Annotated in this window: 20 protein-coding genes; 17 read left to right on the forward strand and 3 right to left on the reverse strand. The window is 51.5% G+C overall.

Annotation, left to right across the window (positions count from 1 at the left end; genetic code table 11):
• Positions 1-2 precede the first annotated feature (2 nt).
• The 7 genes from ACQ4M4_RS01170 (at position 3) to ACQ4M4_RS01200 (ending at position 5,944) form a co-directional block, all read left to right on the forward strand.
• Positions 3-923: an energy-coupling factor transporter transmembrane component T family protein gene (locus tag ACQ4M4_RS01170; RefSeq protein ID WP_430682610.1), complete on the forward strand. Its 921-nt coding sequence runs from the start codon at positions 3-5 to the stop codon at positions 921-923.
• 143 nt (positions 924-1,066) lie between these two features.
• Positions 1,067-1,471: a holo-ACP synthase gene (gene acpS / locus ACQ4M4_RS01175; protein WP_430682611.1), complete on the forward strand. Its 405-nt coding sequence runs from the start codon at positions 1,067-1,069 to the stop codon at positions 1,469-1,471.
• 222 nt (positions 1,472-1,693) lie between these two features.
• The gene (gene pipX, locus ACQ4M4_RS01180) at positions 1,694-2,017 is read left to right on the forward strand and encodes a transcriptional coactivator PipX (protein ID WP_430682612.1); all 324 of its coding nucleotides are present in this window, start codon (positions 1,694-1,696) and stop codon (positions 2,015-2,017) included.
• Between the two features lie 304 nt (positions 2,018-2,321).
• Positions 2,322-3,029 (forward strand): YggS family pyridoxal phosphate-dependent enzyme, encoded by a 708-nt coding sequence (locus ACQ4M4_RS01185; RefSeq protein WP_430682613.1) that lies wholly within the window; start codon positions 2,322-2,324, stop codon positions 3,027-3,029.
• A 694-nt stretch (positions 3,030-3,723) separates the two neighbouring features.
• A complete protein-coding gene (locus ACQ4M4_RS01190; protein WP_430682614.1) occupies positions 3,724-4,305 on the forward strand; it encodes a cell division protein SepF in 582 nt (193 codons plus the stop codon).
• 261 nt (positions 4,306-4,566) lie between these two features.
• Positions 4,567-5,364 (forward strand): pyrroline-5-carboxylate reductase, encoded by a 798-nt coding sequence (gene proC / locus ACQ4M4_RS01195; protein WP_430682615.1) that lies wholly within the window; start codon positions 4,567-4,569, stop codon positions 5,362-5,364.
• A gap of 292 nt (positions 5,365-5,656) precedes the next feature.
• Positions 5,657-5,944 carry a GlsB/YeaQ/YmgE family stress response membrane protein gene (locus ACQ4M4_RS01200; RefSeq protein ID WP_430682616.1) on the forward strand — a complete coding sequence of 96 codons (288 nt, stop codon included), beginning with the start codon at positions 5,657-5,659 and terminating at the stop codon, positions 5,942-5,944.
• 64 nt (positions 5,945-6,008) lie between these two features.
• Here the strand turns inward: ACQ4M4_RS01200 and ACQ4M4_RS01205 are convergent, their stop codons facing one another.
• On the reverse strand, positions 6,009-6,872 hold the full coding sequence (locus ACQ4M4_RS01205) for a M20/M25/M40 family metallo-hydrolase (protein ID WP_430682617.1): 864 nt from the start codon (positions 6,870-6,872) through the stop codon (positions 6,009-6,011).
• A gap of 154 nt (positions 6,873-7,026) precedes the next feature.
• Between ACQ4M4_RS01205 and ACQ4M4_RS01210 the strand changes: the two genes are divergently transcribed.
• A complete protein-coding gene (locus tag ACQ4M4_RS01210) occupies positions 7,027-7,620 on the forward strand; it encodes a chromophore lyase CpcT/CpeT (protein ID WP_430682618.1) in 594 nt (197 codons plus the stop codon).
• Positions 7,621-7,967: 347 nt separating this feature from the next.
• Positions 7,968-8,429, forward strand: coding sequence for a hypothetical protein (locus ACQ4M4_RS01215; protein ID WP_430682619.1), 462 nt, complete (start codon positions 7,968-7,970; stop codon positions 8,427-8,429).
• A gap of 345 nt (positions 8,430-8,774) precedes the next feature.
• Here ACQ4M4_RS01215 and ACQ4M4_RS01220 read toward each other — a convergent pair whose 3' ends face one another.
• Complete coding sequence (locus ACQ4M4_RS01220) at positions 8,775-9,431, reverse strand: RNA polymerase sigma factor (RefSeq protein WP_430682620.1); 657 nt, start codon at positions 9,429-9,431, stop codon at positions 8,775-8,777.
• Positions 9,432-9,727: 296 nt separating this feature from the next.
• Between ACQ4M4_RS01220 and nuoH the strand changes: the two genes are divergently transcribed.
• The 7 genes from nuoH to ftsE all read left to right on the forward strand — a co-directional run bounded on the left by nuoH (position 9,728) and on the right by ftsE (position 15,570).
• Entirely contained in the window at positions 9,728-10,846 is a 1,119-nt protein-coding gene (nuoH, locus tag ACQ4M4_RS01225) for an NADH-quinone oxidoreductase subunit NuoH (RefSeq protein WP_430682621.1), read from the forward strand.
• A gap of 149 nt (positions 10,847-10,995) precedes the next feature.
• On the forward strand, positions 10,996-11,604 hold the full coding sequence (gene ndhI, locus ACQ4M4_RS01230) for a photosynthetic/respiratory NAD(P)H-quinone oxidoreductase subunit I (protein ID WP_430682737.1): 609 nt from the start codon (positions 10,996-10,998) through the stop codon (positions 11,602-11,604).
• A gap of 106 nt (positions 11,605-11,710) precedes the next feature.
• Positions 11,711-12,301, forward strand: a complete 591-nt coding sequence (locus ACQ4M4_RS01235; protein ID WP_430682622.1) for an NADH-quinone oxidoreductase subunit J — start codon at positions 11,711-11,713, stop codon at positions 12,299-12,301.
• A 40-nt stretch (positions 12,302-12,341) separates the two neighbouring features.
• Positions 12,342-12,647, forward strand: coding sequence for a photosynthetic/respiratory NAD(P)H-quinone oxidoreductase subunit E (gene nuoK / locus ACQ4M4_RS01240; protein ID WP_430682623.1), 306 nt, complete (start codon positions 12,342-12,344; stop codon positions 12,645-12,647).
• Positions 12,648-12,741: 94 nt separating this feature from the next.
• Complete coding sequence (locus tag ACQ4M4_RS01245) at positions 12,742-13,662, forward strand: NAD(+) kinase (protein ID WP_430682624.1); 921 nt, start codon at positions 12,742-12,744, stop codon at positions 13,660-13,662.
• Positions 13,663-13,720: 58 nt separating this feature from the next.
• Entirely contained in the window at positions 13,721-14,482 is a 762-nt protein-coding gene (locus tag ACQ4M4_RS01250) for a WecB/TagA/CpsF family glycosyltransferase (protein WP_430682625.1), read from the forward strand.
• A 311-nt stretch (positions 14,483-14,793) separates the two neighbouring features.
• Positions 14,794-15,570 carry a cell division ATP-binding protein FtsE gene (gene ftsE / locus ACQ4M4_RS01255; RefSeq protein ID WP_430682626.1) on the forward strand — a complete coding sequence of 259 codons (777 nt, stop codon included), beginning with the start codon at positions 14,794-14,796 and terminating at the stop codon, positions 15,568-15,570.
• 66 nt (positions 15,571-15,636) lie between these two features.
• Here ftsE and ACQ4M4_RS01260 read toward each other — a convergent pair whose 3' ends face one another.
• Positions 15,637-16,044: a hypothetical protein gene (locus tag ACQ4M4_RS01260; protein WP_430682627.1), complete on the reverse strand. Its 408-nt coding sequence runs from the start codon at positions 16,042-16,044 to the stop codon at positions 15,637-15,639.
• Positions 16,045-16,105: 61 nt separating this feature from the next.
• Between ACQ4M4_RS01260 and ACQ4M4_RS01265 the strand changes: the two genes are divergently transcribed.
• A complete protein-coding gene (locus ACQ4M4_RS01265; RefSeq protein ID WP_430682628.1) occupies positions 16,106-17,095 on the forward strand; it encodes an ABC transporter substrate-binding protein in 990 nt (329 codons plus the stop codon).
• Positions 17,096-17,267 lie beyond the last annotated feature (172 nt).

Below are 17,267 nucleotides of genomic sequence, written 5' to 3' on the forward strand. Positions count from 1 at the left end.
GCATGGATTTACTGCGATCGCTCCCGATTGGCTTATACCTGGAAAAGCCTGTCACATGGCTGCATCGGGTTGATCCCCGGATGAAGTTTGCGTGGCTGATGGCCTTTTTGCTGACGCCAATTGCCGCTAGCCCATTTTGGCGGCTTTCGTTAGCTGGATGGGCGCTGTTGCTCATGTTGAGTACTCGCTTGCCTTTCCGGGTTTGGTGGAAGCAAATGGGCTTAGTCACCCTGTTTAGCCTATTGCTATTTTGTGTCACAGTGTTTGCGCCAGATGGCTTAAATGTGAGCCATCAGCCACGCTTGCCCATCGATGAGTTCGCAGAAACAGCTAGTATTCGCGAACCTGAACCAGTTCCAGAGCTACCGCAGCCCACCGACTATCGATACATCATGCTGCAACAAGGGCCACTTCGAGTCACTCGCAGATCGCTCGATTTGGCTACCCGAGTTGGCACCCTCATCTTTACTTTGCTGGCCAGTACAAATTTGTATCTGCTCACCACAGCCCCGGAAGAGGTGACCGCAAGTATTGAACAGTTCTTGCGCCCGCTCAATCGGTTTGGGTTGCCCGTATCGGAAGTAGTGCTGACCTTGACGCTGGCGCTACGCTTTATTCCACTGGTATTGGAAGAAATTCAAAATTTGGTGCGATCGGTCCGCACTCGGGCCATTAATTGGAAAAAGCTAGGATTTCGCGGCTCGACCCAGGTGGGCGTTATGGTGTCGGAACGGCTGGTGGACAACCTGCTGGTGCGGGCCGAGCAAACTGCGACCGCCATGCAAGTGAGAGGGTTTGCCAATGCCCAGCAGCATCGCTTACCGTGGCATCAGTTGCGATTTCGGCCTATTGATGGACTCGTCTTTGTGGCGTTGAGTGCGCTCATTGTGGCACGTGTTGTTTGGGGCGGGATGAACGCTTGAGGCGACATCCTACACCTGCAATGCCATGCAACGGATAGTAACGTCGTGTAGTTTACATTTACAAAGCGATGGAAAACTTGTTTTTGTAGCGACGCGGCACAATTTAACATAAAGTAATAGCATATCCGTATGGGTGTGCTGATTTGAACATTCGCATTGGTACAGATATCGTCTACATCCCGCGTATTAAATCAGCTCTAGAACGATTTGGCGATCGCTTTTTAGAGCGCGTTTACACCTCCACCGAACAGCAAGACTGTTGGCAACCTTTTGCTGACCGAGCGATCGCATCGGGCATCGCAAAGTTGGCAGGCCGCTGGGCCGCCAAAGAAGCCATCGTCAAAGCATTAGGCACAGGCTGGCGAGATATTCGATATGTGGACGTTGAAATTCAACGTACTGCCAATGGAGCCCCTCAGGTTTGCCTCCACCGTCGAGCGGCCGTCATTGCAGCTCAACAGGGCAACGGTCAGTGGCAACTCAGCCTCAGCCACGACACCGATTATGCGATCGCGACCGCAATATTTTTTAGCCACCCTTCGGGTTAAGCTCAACCGCTTAGCGTCCAACCATTATCAAAAGCTTCATTCATCCCTTCCCTCAAGAGCTGGTTCACAGCCAAGCTTGCACAATCGATGTCCATCGTTGGTGTTCCGCTGTACTGCCCCAAAGAGACCAGAATTCTTTCGTCTCAACGTTAGAAAACGTGAACTGCACCGCTCCCTCGGTGTTTCTCTCTCTATCACCCACCTACCCTTTCCATACCCTCTATGAAATCCGCTCAAATCGCTCAGATTGCGGCTTCAGTAGCAGCCCAAGGTTCCATGAACTCAGAATCCTACCTCAACCATCCCACCTTTGGGTTACTCTACCGCGTGTGTCATCTCGAAGTTGCAAAAGAGCTATTTGCGACGCTATACGCTCAGCGTCTCTTCTTCATGGTGACGACCAGCAGCGACGGCGTACAGTTTGATCCCATGAGCCGTGCCGATGCTCGCGTTCTTCTCGAAAACCGCCTGCGCACCTTACGCCGGGAAGGCGATGCGCTAGCGTATACCGAACTTCAGCGCGTTTATAAGCAAACGTTCCAGTAACTTAGATTGGTATTCAAGCCGACAAGCTTGTGCGATGCCCTCCGTGGCTGTCACAGATGCCGGGTAGCGAGTTCGTATCAGCCAGGAAAGTCATCCTGATCCGAGTTGAACCATGAGCGCCTCTGACAGTATTGGGCAGCATCCATGGGTGCCCGGCAAAATCGCACAAACGGTCTTGTGACCAATCCGTACCTGAAATAACCCATCCTTAGTCCAAAACACGGCGGTTGCAGGATCAATCTGTTGACGCGAAACGTTCATTTCGGCTTAGCATGATGAGGGTTTGTTCAGACAAGATTCCGTCATGGCCGATTTTGTAGCCAATTCCCTCGGCTCTTTTGATGCAGGTCAGATTGCTCAGCGAATTCAAGAGATTCGCGAAGTTTTGCCTGTGTCAGTTCAGCTTATTGCGGTTACCAAGCAAGTATCGGTCGCAGCCATGCGGGCTGCTTACGCGGCTGGCGTTCGCCACTTTGGTGAAAGTCGCATTCAAGAAGCTATCACGAAACAAGAACAGCTTACCGACTTAGCAGATGTCACCTGGCATCTCATCGGTCATTTACAAAGCAACAAAGCTGGAAAAGCGCTTGAAATCTTTCAATGGATTCACTCCGTTGATAGCTTGAAGCTGGCCCAGCGGTTAGACAGTTTGGCAGCACAGCACCAACTGCGTCCTCATGTTTGTCTTCAGGTTAAGATGCTGCCGGACCCAACGAAGTTTGGGTGGGATGAGGCGCAGCTTTTGGCCGACTTGGCGGCGCTGGATGAATGCCAGCATCTGGATATTACTGGGCTTATGGTCATTCCGCCGTTTGGGTTACCGGACGAGGCAACGCTGGATGTCTTTAAACGAACTCATCAGCTTGCGCAAACCATTCAGCAACGTTCTCTAAAATCTATCCGGATGGAAGAGCTATCGATGGGAATGTCGAATGACTATCGGCTGGCGGTACAGGCAGGAGCAACTTTTGTGCGGCTAGGGCGGACTCTATTTGGCGATCGCGCTGGATAGGTTTTACTCTGTTGGACAGCAAAGTGTGTTTCTGTAGAGGCGATCGCCCCTTCTACCACCGAGTTTAAATACCTAATATTTGGTGAGCTGTAATCCAAAAACGAGGCTATCCTTTTTCAAAATTCTTTTCTATCAAGTCGACCTGATCTATCGATCGATTTGATCGATAGCTTCTATTTTTGGTTTAAAGGGAAATTAACCACGCGATCGCCCAACGCGATTCATGACAAGCTTCATACAACCGTTCTCTTACTGCAAAGCCTAGCCGATCTTTTCCCAATTACAACGTGATGAAGTTAGCACTCCATCACTCAAGAACCGGCATCTTCCAAGCCCCCTTTAAACCTCTTTTCTCATATTAAACAAGGGTCACCCTGCAGTAGAAGTAGGCCATCCCCTGGGCGATCGTGTAACAAAGCGTGAACTACCACAAAAATATTAGGATTTTTCCACCTAACTCAATTGCAAAAAAGGATTGATTTTCTGAATTTGATGTATACTGTGGACTCAAACCAGGAAACCTTAACCTGTTTGTTGCCCCAGCTTCGTACAGGTTCAAAGATTAATTCATTCTAAAGAGCCACATTGATTGCGCATTCCTGATGAAGCATTGATCTGTGTTAAAAGCTTTAGAATCTGATTGATTTAGATGCAATCTCCAGTTAACTTAACTAGTCGTGATGGAGCGTAAGCCGTGAGTATCTTCGGTAAGTTGCGAGACTTTGTTGGTCTGAATGACCCAGCAGATTATGAGTACGAGTACGAAGAGATGGATGGTCAAGAGTACCAAAATCTCTATCAAGAAGAGCATGCTCAGCCTCTTCAAGATGAAGAACCTCGTCGTCGTCGTAGTATGAGAGAGCGTCCAGTCATGGCACCCGAAGCACCTGTAAGCGCTGGCTTAAGCAACGTAATTGGCATGCCTGGTGCCCTTGGCGGTATGTCCGAAGTCGTGGTGATGGAACCTCGCACCTTCGAAGAGATGCCCCAAGCTATTCGGGCTCTGCGTGAGCGCAAGTCAGTTGTGCTGAACCTCACTATCATGGACCCAGATCAAGCCCAACGTGCGGTTGACTTTGTGGCTGGTGGTACCTATGCCATTGACGGCCATCAAGAGCGCATTGGCGAAAGCATTTTCCTCTTCACCCCCAACTGCGTACAGGTCAGTACTCAGCAGCAGGGTATGAACGATCTGGGCATGCAGCAGCCTATGCGGACCACCCGTCCCATGACTCCTGCTCCTGCTTGGACTGCGGATCAAGCTCGGATGGCCTAGGCCTAGCTTTATTACAGCCTCAGCAATGCTGACGTGTATCGTGCTGCCTTGAGGTTGGCCCTCTTTTTCAGTGCTATTTTGCAGTGATAAAACTGTAGGGTAACGTTTAGCTAAGCGGTTACGTTTCGAGCGCTTGTTAATCTGGGGATTTTGTCGAAGCTTGAGGTGGGTAACTTTGTGTTGCCCGCCTCTACTCGTTTTTATTTGAGTCGTTTTTGTTTGAACTGTTGATTCGGGTGGCGATAGGGAGGCTTTTTGACCGTGTTGGGAATTATTGGTGGCGGCGTAATGGGCGAGGCGCTGCTCTCCCGCTTGGTAGAACAGCAAATTTACGCACCAAATCACATTTGGGTGAGTGATCCATTGGAAAGTCGGCGTGATTTTTTAACGCGGCAATATGGAGTCGAAGTTACGGCCGATAATACCGCTGTTGTTCGCAAGGCGGAGGTAGTGCTGCTGGCCATTAAGCCACAGGGGTTTGATGCGATTGTTGCGGAGCTGAAAGATTCTCATTTTTCTACCCATCGGCTTGTGATTTCTATTTTGGCTGGGGTGCCGTTGTCGAAATTGGAGGCGGCTTTTCCTCAGCAGCCTGTAGTGCGCGCCATGCCCAACACGCCTGCAACGGTGGGTGCAGGGATGACAGCGATCGCCCTGGGCCAATACACCCAAGCGACCCATACGGATACCGCTCGTCGCATTTTTGGGGCTGTGGGAGATGTGGTGGAAGTTCCCGAAAAGTTGATGGATGCGGTGACAGGACTTTCGGGTTCGGGCCCTGGCTATATTGCTTTGGTGATTGAAGCATTAGCGGATGGCGGGGTAGCAGCGGGCTTACCCCGGGCGATCGCCTCACAGCTTGCCCTGCAAACAGTATTGGGCACAGCAGAATTATTGCGGAGCACAGGAATGCACCCTGCCGAATTGAAAGATCGCGTGACAAGCCCAGGTGGGACAACCATTGCAGGGATTGCCACGTTGGAAAAGGCTGGGATGCGATCGGCCTTCATTGAGGCGGTACGAGCCGCAAGCCAACGGGCGGAGGAGTTGGGGCGGTAACGCGCTCACACTTGGGATCGATACCGTACATCTGAACCATCTAAAAGCAGCAGGTTGGTTCTCAGACTGGTTGGTGCTGTACAGAGAAGCAGAGCGATCGCACCCCCATTAAATTAGATTGCAAGACCTCACCAGATGTTAGGCATCGCAATACTTTTAGCGTTTTTCTGGGCATATTGAGGGTGGTGCAAGTTTGTATAGACAAACCGCGATCGTACGCCATCATGCAGATTGTTTGGGCAGATTGGTAACCCTCTGATTTGCTCGATAGCTTTATAACAAGTGCAGCAACATGAACATCTCTGAATTAACCGTTCAAGTCGTTGTAGCGCTGATATGTGCTGGCATTGCAACGATTTTATTGCCCCGCCGAGTTCCAGGTGGGTTGATGGGTCTGATTTTGGTTGGATTGGTTGGCGTTTGGCTAGGCGATTGGGCTTTTGCCCTCCTGCAAACCCGCTTTAACTTGAGCTTGCCATGGCTCTACTGGGATTTTCAGGGTGTGCTGATCATCCCGGCAATTATTGGCTCAGCGATTGTGCTATTTCTGCTCACATCGTTGGTGCGCTGGGAGAATTAGGTCACAAGTCATGTTGGAAAAACCTGTGGCGATAAACGTTGCAGGATCGTTCCACCATTTTTAGCTACCTCAAGGTCCGAATTCCAGCAATCAGTCCGGCACACACACCAGTCAAAAAATCCAGGTTCAGCGTATCCAAGCGATCGCTGGATTTGTGGTAGTGGGGACTGCGCAAATCGGCGGTATCCGTGACTAAGATGGCGCGATCGCCTAAGTCCCAGAAGGGGGCATGGTCACTCCGGCGGGTATCGGGCACAAGATGGCCGCGATCGCCTGCGGGCAGCCACTCACATCCGACATGGCCCGAACGAAGAATGTGCGATCGCAGATGCCGCATGTCTAAAATTGTTTTCCAGTTACCAATTAGCCCAATAAAATTGCCGCAATTGGGATAAAAGCGCTGTAGCCCGGCCGGATAGCGCTGAGAGTGCGGCTGCGTTGAGCAATAGCCCAACATTTCTAGCGACAGCATCAGGCGAATGGGCTGCCGCTGTTGGTGCAGCATCGCCGCATACGCCCGACTTCCCTGTAGGCCATATTCTTCTAAATCAAACGCAACCAGCCGAACTGGATACCGCGCGCCCTGGCTCTGCAACGCTCGGGCCAGTTCTAATAGCACAGCAATGCCTGTCGCGTTGTCATCTGCACCAGGAGAACCCGGCACAGTATCGTAATGCGCCCCAATGACCAAGCAGGGTCTATGCTGTTGCGCCACATCAATGGGCGGCAGTGTCAAAATCCAGTTGGTGTGCTGGCGACCCTTCACCGTAAACTCATGAGCTTGCACCCCGCCCCACTGCCCCAACTGCTGCTGAAGGTATTGCTGCACATAGAAGTGTCCTGCCGTTGCCAAAAACGGGTCGCGATCGCGCACAACCTCTCGCAAATGGTGGTGTAAATTGCGCTTTAGGGTCTCGGTGTCCATCATGCAGATCTCGGTCAAGGCAGAGTTCTAGATTGAGAGAGAAGCATGGGGGCGATCGCACGGCAAAACAAAAGCCCCATTCCATCAAACGGTACTGTATTGATCAGATACTGATCAGGCTAAACGTTTCGTTCCATTCACACATCGGCTTTGCAACATGAGCACCCCATCCGTAACTACCCTTGCCCAATGGCTTGCTGGCACCTTCAACAACAAAGCCCAAGCCATGGAGCAACCCACATGGTTTGTCCATTTGCAACTTTGGCATCGGCCCCTGCCTTTTCGGCTGAACGGCCATTTGGCAATTTTTGCCGAGCAGGCTAACGCACTCTACCCCACCAATGCCTATCGACAGCGAATTTTGGTTTTGCAAGAAGCCATAGATGGTACCCCCAGTCGCGTGCAGTACTATGCATTTCGGCAGGCCGAGCGGGTGATCGGGGCTGGAGCCGATCCCGAGCGGTTGCGCCAGCTCTCGCCCAATGACTTGGAGCTATTACCGGGATGTGGGCTTAACCTGACTCTGGAGGCGACCGCATGCCGCGCCATTCCCAACCCAGAGGATAAATGCTGTTTTCAATATGCTGGCGAAACGCGGCAGGTGGTGTTGGGGTTTGAGGCTGGACAGGGCTGGTTTAAGAGTTACGACCGGGGGGTTGATCCCGCCACAGGCAAATCCCTATGGGGAGCCATCTTGGGGCCTTACGAATTTACAAAATGTGAAGATTTTTCGGCAGAGTTGCCAACCTAATGCTAGCTGAACGGTAGGCAACCCAACAGAATTTCTCCCACACAAGGCTTTATATACAAGAGTTTCAGAGAAATGCTGGCATCTCATGGGTAGCGCGATCGCCCATTCAGATTAGCGCTCCCCGTTCCAAGAAAATTCCATTCGCTGAAACATATTGAACTTATGTGAAGTCTTACACCCTAGCTGTACGGAATTTTGGCGATGGGTGTTGGTTCTGAAGAGTAGGAAGTTTTACATCGAGCAAGGTTCCTAACCGTAAAGCCACCCCCTTGAGCCAAAACGTCTGGAACGCTGATGCAGGAAACAGGCCTAGAGCCCCACGGCGATGAAGAACTGGAGGAAAGGTTATGAAGCGGAATCACAACAAACACCCTGGCGATCGCTCCCGTCTCCAACGGTTGATGTTGGGAGGCGGCATGCTGGGAGTGCTGCTGAGTAGTGGATTGACAGCGATGGTCACCGAATCGGCGATCGCCCAGCCTCTGCCCATTCCCGAAGCTTACATTACTCCAGTGGTTGGTCGGGTCACTATTACCCTAACTAACCAAACTGGGGCCGCGATCGCCTACCAACTGGTAGACGATACCAATGTTCGCACGCTGAGAGCATTTGAAAGTGTAGAGCTCTCTGGCGTAGCTCTACCCAGCACGCTCACATTTCGTCGCATTGATAGTGGATTGCTAGAAGCCACCATCGTTCCCGATAGCCCATCCGGCACACTTCAAGTAAATCTAACGGCGACTGAAGATTTTGCCATCGATCGCACAGCCATTAGCATCGATCTTGAAGGCGGCGTAGACGTAAACTAACGCCAGAGACTGCCTGACATACCACGGCATTCAACTGTTCACCTAGCATCCCTTGCACTCGTCAAAGCTAATGTATGGATCGTCCTGCGCGAACCTCGTGCTCCAACATGAGTTTTGGTTCAGGGCGTAGCTAAGGGGTTTTGCAGTGCACAATTTTCGGAAGCGCCCATGTTTGCTTGCTCAACGCCTACGCAAATATGAGCGCTTCGGTTTATCTAAATTCTCCAGGACTGACGCAGTTGAATGTTTTTTGGATAAAGTGCGTAAGTCCTATTCTCCAAACCTGACAGTTTTTTCAGTGAACTTTTGGCAAATGATGCGATCGCCCCCCATTCCTTGGGCTGATCAATTTGTGCCAGAGCGGGTGGAATCATCATTCACAGGCCGCACCAGCGAATTGCGCTCCAGGTAAATTGTGGAAATATCCTCTGGCAAACCAGTCTCGAGTTGGCGATAGGCTTCTACCAACTGTGCCTTGACATCGGCAGGAGAAATATATTCGCCCTCTGCTTGAAGATAAGCAGCAATACGTGTTTCGCTCCAATGGTAGGTTTGCGACATGAGCACCATCAGTCGTTGGAGCGGCGACAGTTGGCCGAGCGATCGCTCCACATAGCACCACAGTGGCGGCGGTGCCGAATCCAACGAATAGTGAATTTCTTCCACTGGCGGCAGCTCAATCGTGTTGACACAGTTCGCCGTTACATTGAGCAGCCAGGATTGCAGCGATTTTTTGGACGGATCGGGCGGCAATTCTAAACCGTTGAGCTCGTAGAACACATGCCGCCAAGTTTGGGCAAACAAATAATCGGCCTGCACAGGCGATCGCGCCGTATTGGCAATGAGCGTATACACCAGAGGGCTGTAGCGGCAAAAAATCGCGGTGAAGTACTGCCCTGCATCAGGATTTTTTTGAAACAGTGCCAGCAATTCCTGATCCCCATAGTGAGAGAGGGATTTGACCAATGGATGATTCGCTTCCGGAAAACTGGGAATTTGCACAACTACTTTGGCGGATCGACTCGCTTGCGATAGCAATTAATGATAGTCCTTGTTCCATGAAATGGATAAGCTTTGGGTTGTATTCAGTCAGACTTATTCATAAGCCAGGAATTTGTCATGTTTGAAGATGGCCAGCAAGCCTATAGCGACTCAGTTAATCGGTATACTGAATCAGAGAGTTGGTAAGAAATCTTAAATAAGAGAACTTCATCAACTGGGCACCTCTGGGCAATTTGCTGGAATCTTCCATCTTTTGGGCTCAGCTTACCTATCTATTCGTCAGCACCGGAACTGTCATGGATTCAGGAATCGACCTACAGCGAAGTTTTATTGAACTCCTTCACGGGTTGGGCCTTCCCTATGCCGTCGCCAAAGTTGTTTGGCTTCCCCTGCCGATGGTCATCATTGTCGGGGCGGTCACTGTGCTTGCCCTAGTTTCCACCTGGATGGAGCGCAAAATCTCTGCGGCAGCTCAGCAGCGGATTGGTCCAGAATTCATGGGGCCACAGGGTCTGCTGGTTCCTGTTGCCGACGTACTCAAGCTTTTAACCAAGGAAGATGTCTTTCCAGCCAAGACAGATCCGTGGCTCTTTGCGCTGGCTCCTATCATCGTGTTTGTGCCAGTGTTCTTGTCGTTTCTGATTGTTCCCTTCGGTCAAAATATCCTCATTACAGACCTGGGCATCGGCATTTTTCTGTGGATTTCGCTGTCGAGCATTGTGCCCATTGGCTTGCTAATGGCGGGATACGCTTCCAACAATAAGTACTCGCTTTTGGGTGGCCTGCGGGCGGCGGCCCAGTCGATTAGCTACGAAATTCCCTTGGCGCTGTCGGTCCTGGCGATCGTCATGATGTCCAACTCCCTCAGCACGGTTGACATTGTGAACCAGCAGTCGGGCTACGGCATCCTGAGCTGGAACGTTTGGCGTCAACCCATCGGTTTTATCATCTTCTGGATTGCCGCTTTGGCAGAGTGCGAACGCATGCCCTTTGACTTGCCCGAAGCAGAAGAAGAGCTGGTAGCCGGATATCAAACTGAGTACGGCGCTGTTAAGTTCATGCTGTTCTACGCCGGTTCCTATGCCAACTTGGTGCTGTCGGCGCTGCTGTTTTCGGTGCTGTACCTGGGCGGCTGGGAATCGCCCGTGCCTGTAAGCTGGCTGGCCAATATGCTGGGCGTTAGCGAATCGGCCTCGTGGTTCCAGGCGATCGCAGCAGCCCTTGGGATTGTGATGACGCTGTTCAAAGCTTATTTGCTGCTGTTCCTGGCCATTTTGCTGCGGTGGACGGTGCCCCGTGTTCGTATTGACCAACTGTTGGATTTGGGTTGGAAGTTCCTGTTGCCCATCTCGTTGGTCAATCTACTCGCAACTGCTGGCCTCAAGTTAGCCTTCCCCATTGCCTTTGGGGGCTAGAGTGATCCGAGCTCTTCCATAAATCTGGATATCCGTAATCCATGAGGGCGATCGCCCAGCCTGGCCTCCCAACCACTCTGAGAACTCAAAACTCGCCTGAGTTCCACCCCCTACCGACCATCCTTTGAGCCTGAGAGAACATTCCAATGCTGAAATTTCTCAAACAAGTTGGCGATTACACCAAAGAAGCAGTTCAGGCCGCCAAATATATTGGGCAGGGTCTGTCTGTCACCTTTGACCACATGCAGCGTCGTCCCATTACGGTGCAGTACCCCTACGAAAAGCTCATTCCCTCCGAGCGATTCCGGGGTCGCATTCACTTTGAGTTTGATAAGTGTATTTCCTGCGAAGTCTGCGTTCGAGTGTGTCCAATCAACCTGCCCGTTGTCGATTGGGAATTTAATAAAGAGACGAAAAAGAAGAAGCTCAACCATTACAGCATCGACTTTGGAGTCTGCATTTTTTGCGGCAATTGTGTAGAGTATTGCCCTACCAACTGCCTCTCCATGACCGAAGAATATGAGCTGTCAACCTACGATCGCCACGAGCTGAACTACGACAACGTAGCCCTTGGTCGCCTGCCCTACAAGGTGACAGAAGACCCCATGGTGACTCCATTGCGCGAGCTGGTTTATCTGCCCAAAGGGATCACCGAGCCGCACGACCTCCCCAAAGGCTCACAGCGAGCTGGCAAACTACCTGCCGAAATTCTAGAAGCATTGGAAGAGGCAACCCCTCCTGCTCCTAGCGCTGACTAGATGCAGAATGTCATTCTCACTTCTGGCTCAGAAATGAACCAAACCTGTCACGATAGTCGCAGTGACGCTTGAGTCTATACACCCTTTACTTGGAGTACACAACGCAGTGAACCTGGCAGAAGGCGTTCAAATTGTATCTCTCGGCATCCTGGCATTTATGATGCTGGCAACTTCTTTGGGTGTCGTACTGCTCGACAACATTGTCTATTCAGCGTTTTTGTTGGGCGGAGTTTTCATTAGCATTTCCGGCCTGTACATTTTATTGAATGCGGGGTTTGTGGCTGCAGCCCAAATTCTCATCTATGTCGGAGCTGTCAACGTTTTGATCCTGTTTGGAATCATGCTGGTGAACAAACGGGAGGATTTCAACCCGGTGAAAAATGCTTGGCTAGGACGTGCCGCCACTGCGTTGGTGTGCGTGGGATTGTTTGGTCTCTTGTCTGCCATGATTCTGTCAACTCCTTGGGTCATTTCGTCGGGGCCTATTGCAGGAGATGCGGCACTGGTTGAGATTGGCAAGCATTTCTTTAGCGACTTTTTGCTACCGTTTGAGTTGGCTTCGGTGTTGCTGCTGATGGCGTTGATTGGGGCGATCGTGCTGGCACGCCGCGAGTTCTTGCCAGATACTGCAGCCGAACGAAAGTCAGTTTTGACGTTGCCAGAGCGTCCTCGTGAACTCACTGGGGGCCGCCGCTAAGGCTTTGTGTGCACGATTCGATATAGCGTTGAGTTTGATTATGCAACTTCAGTATTTTTTGCTTTTGGCTGCGGCTCTGTTCTGCATCGGCATTTATGGCCTCGTCACTAGTCGCAATGCAATTCGGGTGCTCATGTCGATTGAGTTACTCCTGAATGCGGTGAACCTGAATCTGATGGCATTTTCCAACTATTTAGATTCTGCTCAAGTGAAGGGACAGGTGTTTACGGTATTTGTGATTACAATCGCCGCTGCTGAAGCTGCGGTTGGCTTGGCCATCGTACTGTCGATCTACCGAAACCGCGATACGGTTGATATGCAGGAATTCAATCTGCTGAAGTGGTAGAGCGAGGAGCAACCATTTGAGGCTTTTGGCTTGCCAAAGCGCAGTAAGCTTCGAATCTCTTCCTTGTGTGATTGCTAGCAAATAGCCGAAGAACGTGCAGTTAAAACAGGTCATTATTGCTCACAAGGCCGGAGATATTAACAGTCAACGTTGGGCAGAGCGTTGCGCAAAAGAACTTGAGGCACGGGGTTGCCGGGTTTTGTTGGGGCCAAGTGGGGCCAAAGACAATCCTTACCCCGTGTTTTTGGCATCTGTAGCCCAGCCCATCGATCTTGCGGTGGTATTGGGAGGCGATGGCACTGCCCTAGCAGCAGCACGCAACCTTGCTGCGGATGGAATTCCCATCTTGGCGGTGAATGTGGGCGGGCATTTGGGCTTTTTGACAGAGTCGCTTGAGCTGTTTCAAGATACGGAAGTCGTTTGGGAACGGTTGCGAGAAGATCGCTTTGCGGTGCAGCGCCGGATGATGCTGCAAGCCACCACTTTTGAGGGAAATCGCACGAATTTGGAGCCCATGAGCGATCGCTTCTTGGCACTCAACGAAATGTGCGTTAAGCCAGCCTCTGCCGATCGCATGATTACCTCCATTTTGGAAATGGAGATTGATAGCGAAGTTGTTGACCAATATCAGGGAGATGGACTGATTGTTGCGACACCCACAGGTTCCACCTGTTACACAGTTGCGGCCAATGGCCCCATTATTCATCCAGGAATGGATGCGATCGCCGTGACACCCATCTGCCCGCTCAGTCTCTCCAGTCGGCCCATCGTTCTACCGGCAGGTTCGGTCGTGAGCATTTGGCCCTTAGCCGATCGCGACCTATCCACCAAGCTGTGGATGGATGGCGTACTGGCGACCTCTATTTGGCCAGGGCAACGGGTCGATATTCGCATGGCAGACTGTCAGGCGCAGTTTATTATTTTGCGAGAAAATTATTCCTACTTTCAAACACTGCGAGAGAAACTGCAATGGGCAGGGGCTTTGGTGCGATACAGCAATAATCACCGCAATTAGCGTTAAGATTTGGGGTGAAAAATGCAGCCCGTTTGGGGCACCCAACACACTCGGTACCATGCCCAAAACCGTCAACAGTTCACGCGAAGCTTCTAGTCCAGAGTTGGCCTCTGTTCTGGGTTTACCCATTCATCTTTTACCGAGCTATGCCGACTGGTTAATGCAACAGCTTGAGGCAAAGGCTGGCGTTCATGTGGTCACGCTCAACGCCGAAATGGCGATGCAGGCCGAACAAGATGAACCGCTAGCGGCGGTAATTCGGCAGGCGGAACTGGTGATTCCCGATGGGGCTGGAGTTGTCCTGTATTTGCGCGTGCGAGGCAAACGGGTGAACCGCTGCCCAGGCATTGAGCTGGCGGAAACCCTGCTAGAGCGATCGCCGCAAAAACCCTACACCGTCTTCTTTTATGGAGGCGCACCTGGTGTGGCAGAACGCGCCGCCGCCGTGTGGCAACAGCGAGCCCCAGGACTGGCGATCGCGGGAGTCCAGCATGGCTTTGTCGAAGATCAAAACCAGCTCCAGCAAACCCTGCAAGACCTCCAGCCTGATTTAATTTTGGTAGGTTTGGGTGTTCCCCGGCAGGAATTTTGGATTTTGAACCATCGCGACCTGTGTCCCAACTCAGTGTGGATTGGGGTAGGTGGTAGCTTCGATATTTGGTCAGGAACCAAAGTTCGCGCTCCTGGCTGGCTGCGAAATAACAACCTGGAATGGTTGTATCGGCTTTATCAAGAGCCCTGGCGCTGGCGACGCATGTTAGCTTTGCCAAAGTTTGCATGGAAATCTCTGCTTTACAAAGGCAATAGCTCGATCGTTTAGAAGCAAGGTTGCTGGGTGACGCGCAGGCAAACCCAACCGTGCCCCGATTGAGGCTTAAGCTTGGGCCGAAAGCTCTCCCTGGCCATAGCTTGAGCCGAAAGAGATGCCTGGCGATCGCCCAAGTGAACGCAAAACTCGTAAATCCTGTAACAAAAGGGTTGCAAAGTGATCAACTATCGGTATGATTTACGAGATTATTGGGCGCACCGTGTATGATGATTGGCGCCGCCAAGAATGCATCTGCTGCTGTTGAGCCTCTAGGCTAGGTTTGGGATTACCTCACCATTTACCAAACATTGTGTTGAAACCGTATGACCTCCGTTAGCGATCGCCCCATCACATCACAAGCCAGCTACTCCGCCAGTTCTCAGTCCACCCCCTCTTCAACCTTTGGTTTTGGGCAAAATCGATCTGCAACCAATGCCATCGTCAAGCTACAGCGGGTGCACAAGGTCTACACCAACGGTGCAACCGCGCTGAATGATGTGAATCTCCAGGTTGGGCGCGGCGACTTTCTCTTCATTACCGGCCCATCAGGTGCCGGCAAATCAACATTACTCAAGCTGCTGTACGGTGCAGAGCGCCCCTCCCAGGGCAATGTACTTGTGCAGGATTGGAACATTTCACAGCTCAAGGGCGATCGCCTCTCATTGCTACGCCGCCGCATCGGGGTCGTATTTCAGGACTATAAGCTCATTCCCCGACGCACCGTTTCAGAAAACGTAGCTTTTGTCCTGTGGGCTCAAGGCTGCTCTCGCAAAGAAATTCATCGTCGCTTGCTGCCCACCTTGCGCCTGGTTGGCCTGCAAGACAAAGCCGACTGTTTTCCCGATGAGCTGTCAGGGGGAGAACAACAGCGCGTCAGCATTGCCCGCGCCATCATTGGCACACCGCCAATTTTGCTGGCCGATGAGCCGACTGGAAACTTAGATTTCGACAACTCGCTTCAAGTAATCAAAATCTTGAAAAAGCTGAATTCGATTGGAATTACCGTGATCGTCACCACTCACGACGAACACTTAGTACGGATGTGCAACTACCCCGTTGTGCAATTGCGCGACGGCAAATTGGTCAGAGTCGTTAGCTAATGTGTGCCCGACTCATGTTTGGTTCCGTTTAAGCTGGGAGCACAACCCAGCTTTTTTTGTGTTGTTTTATTGGGTTTGCTCCAGGGCAACAATGCGTTCTCGCAGTTCAATGACCAACGTTGCCAACCGTTGAAAGACCGGATCTTCTGCCAGGGCCGAACCTTCGGTTCCTCGCACCACTGGAGGCGGAGTCTGGGGAGTTCTGGAAGCAGGCGATCGCCCTAGCCGAGAAACCTGAGATTCAAGCTGGTTTACCCGCGCCCGCAATTGAGAGTTTTCCGACTCCAACCGCGACACACGCCCATCCAACCCAGATGACTGAGCCAAAGCAGGCACCATCGTAAGCAGCACCACAATACCACTCACTATCATTGGCACCATAATTCGCCAAATGCGGCGATCGCACAGCATAGGCCTCATGAGATTCCAGAGCGATCGCTCCTGCTGCTTCACAATTCGTTTAGCGTGTGACATCTTCATCCCCCAAAACTGCATATTCTAAAAGCACTCAGTTGTCTCATCGATCGCGCAACCTATGTTGAAACCGTCGCCCCGCCTCCTTCGCTTTCTTCTCCTCTCCGTTCTAGCATTTGGCATTCTGGTTGCCTGCAATAGTCAAAATGCCACCCCCGGACGTCCTTTGGTAGTGGGTTCCTCACCGTGGCCGGGGTTTGCGGGTCACTACGTCGCCCTAGAAAAAGGTTTTTTTCAAGCGCAAGGGGTTGAGGTTGAAGACAGCTATTTTCAGATCGCAACAGACGTCAACACAGGTCTACTGGCCGATCGACTCGATTTAGCATGGACAGGCGTTCCCGACATGGTGGTCATGGCAGGTCAAGATCCCAGCTTGCGCCTCATCATGCTGTCCGACTATTCCGATGGAGCTGACGGCATCTTGGCGCGCGGTATCAGCAGCCCACAAGATTTGCAGGGACAAAATATCGCTTGGGAAAGCTTGCCTTTACAAGCCTTGCTACTGCGCAAATATTTAGAGAGCGCTGGACTTTCCGAGCAGGATATTCGCTTGCAAGTCATTCCAGCAGCCGAAGCAGCCTCGGCCTTTGCGGCCAATCGCATCGATGTAGCTGTCACTTACGAACCCTATCTCAGCAACGCCGCCAAAGAAGGACAGGGTGAGGTCATCTTTACCTCAAAGGGAACCAACATTATTCCCGTTGGCCTTGTCGCAAAGGAATCAGTCATTCAATCCCGCAAAGACGAGATTGCAGCTTTTTTGAAGGCCATTGATCAAGGCGTGGCCTTTGTACGAGACAACCCAACAGAAGCCCATGAGATTGTGGCGCGTAAACTTGGAGTCACAGCGGAAGAAGTTCCAGCGCTCTTGGAAACAGTGCGCATTTTCAACATTGCTGAAAACAAATCTATTGTTTTCAATGCCAACGATTCACTAAATGTAATGGACAGCCTGGAGTTTGCTGCCAAAACCAGTCAAGAAATTGGCCTGCTGCCAACCCCCGTAGACGCATCAGAGCTCTATGACGCATCCATTGTAGAAGGGCTCTAGCAGCTAACAACCCTGTCGATACACCTCAGAGTCTAGACGGAGTTGCACGCTAGCGGCGATCGCCCCCCTTTGACGCAAACGCTGCATTTGCGGAAGGGGGCGATCGCTCTACTCCAAAATTTCGAAAATCCCCACCCAATTTCTCCTAACAAGGCAAGAAGTTAGGGCTGCT

Origin of the sequence: Leptolyngbya sp. AN02str (assembly GCF_050565595.1) — a bacterium.
Taxonomy (GTDB): domain Bacteria; phylum Cyanobacteriota; class Cyanobacteriia; order Elainellales; family Elainellaceae; genus Kaiparowitsia.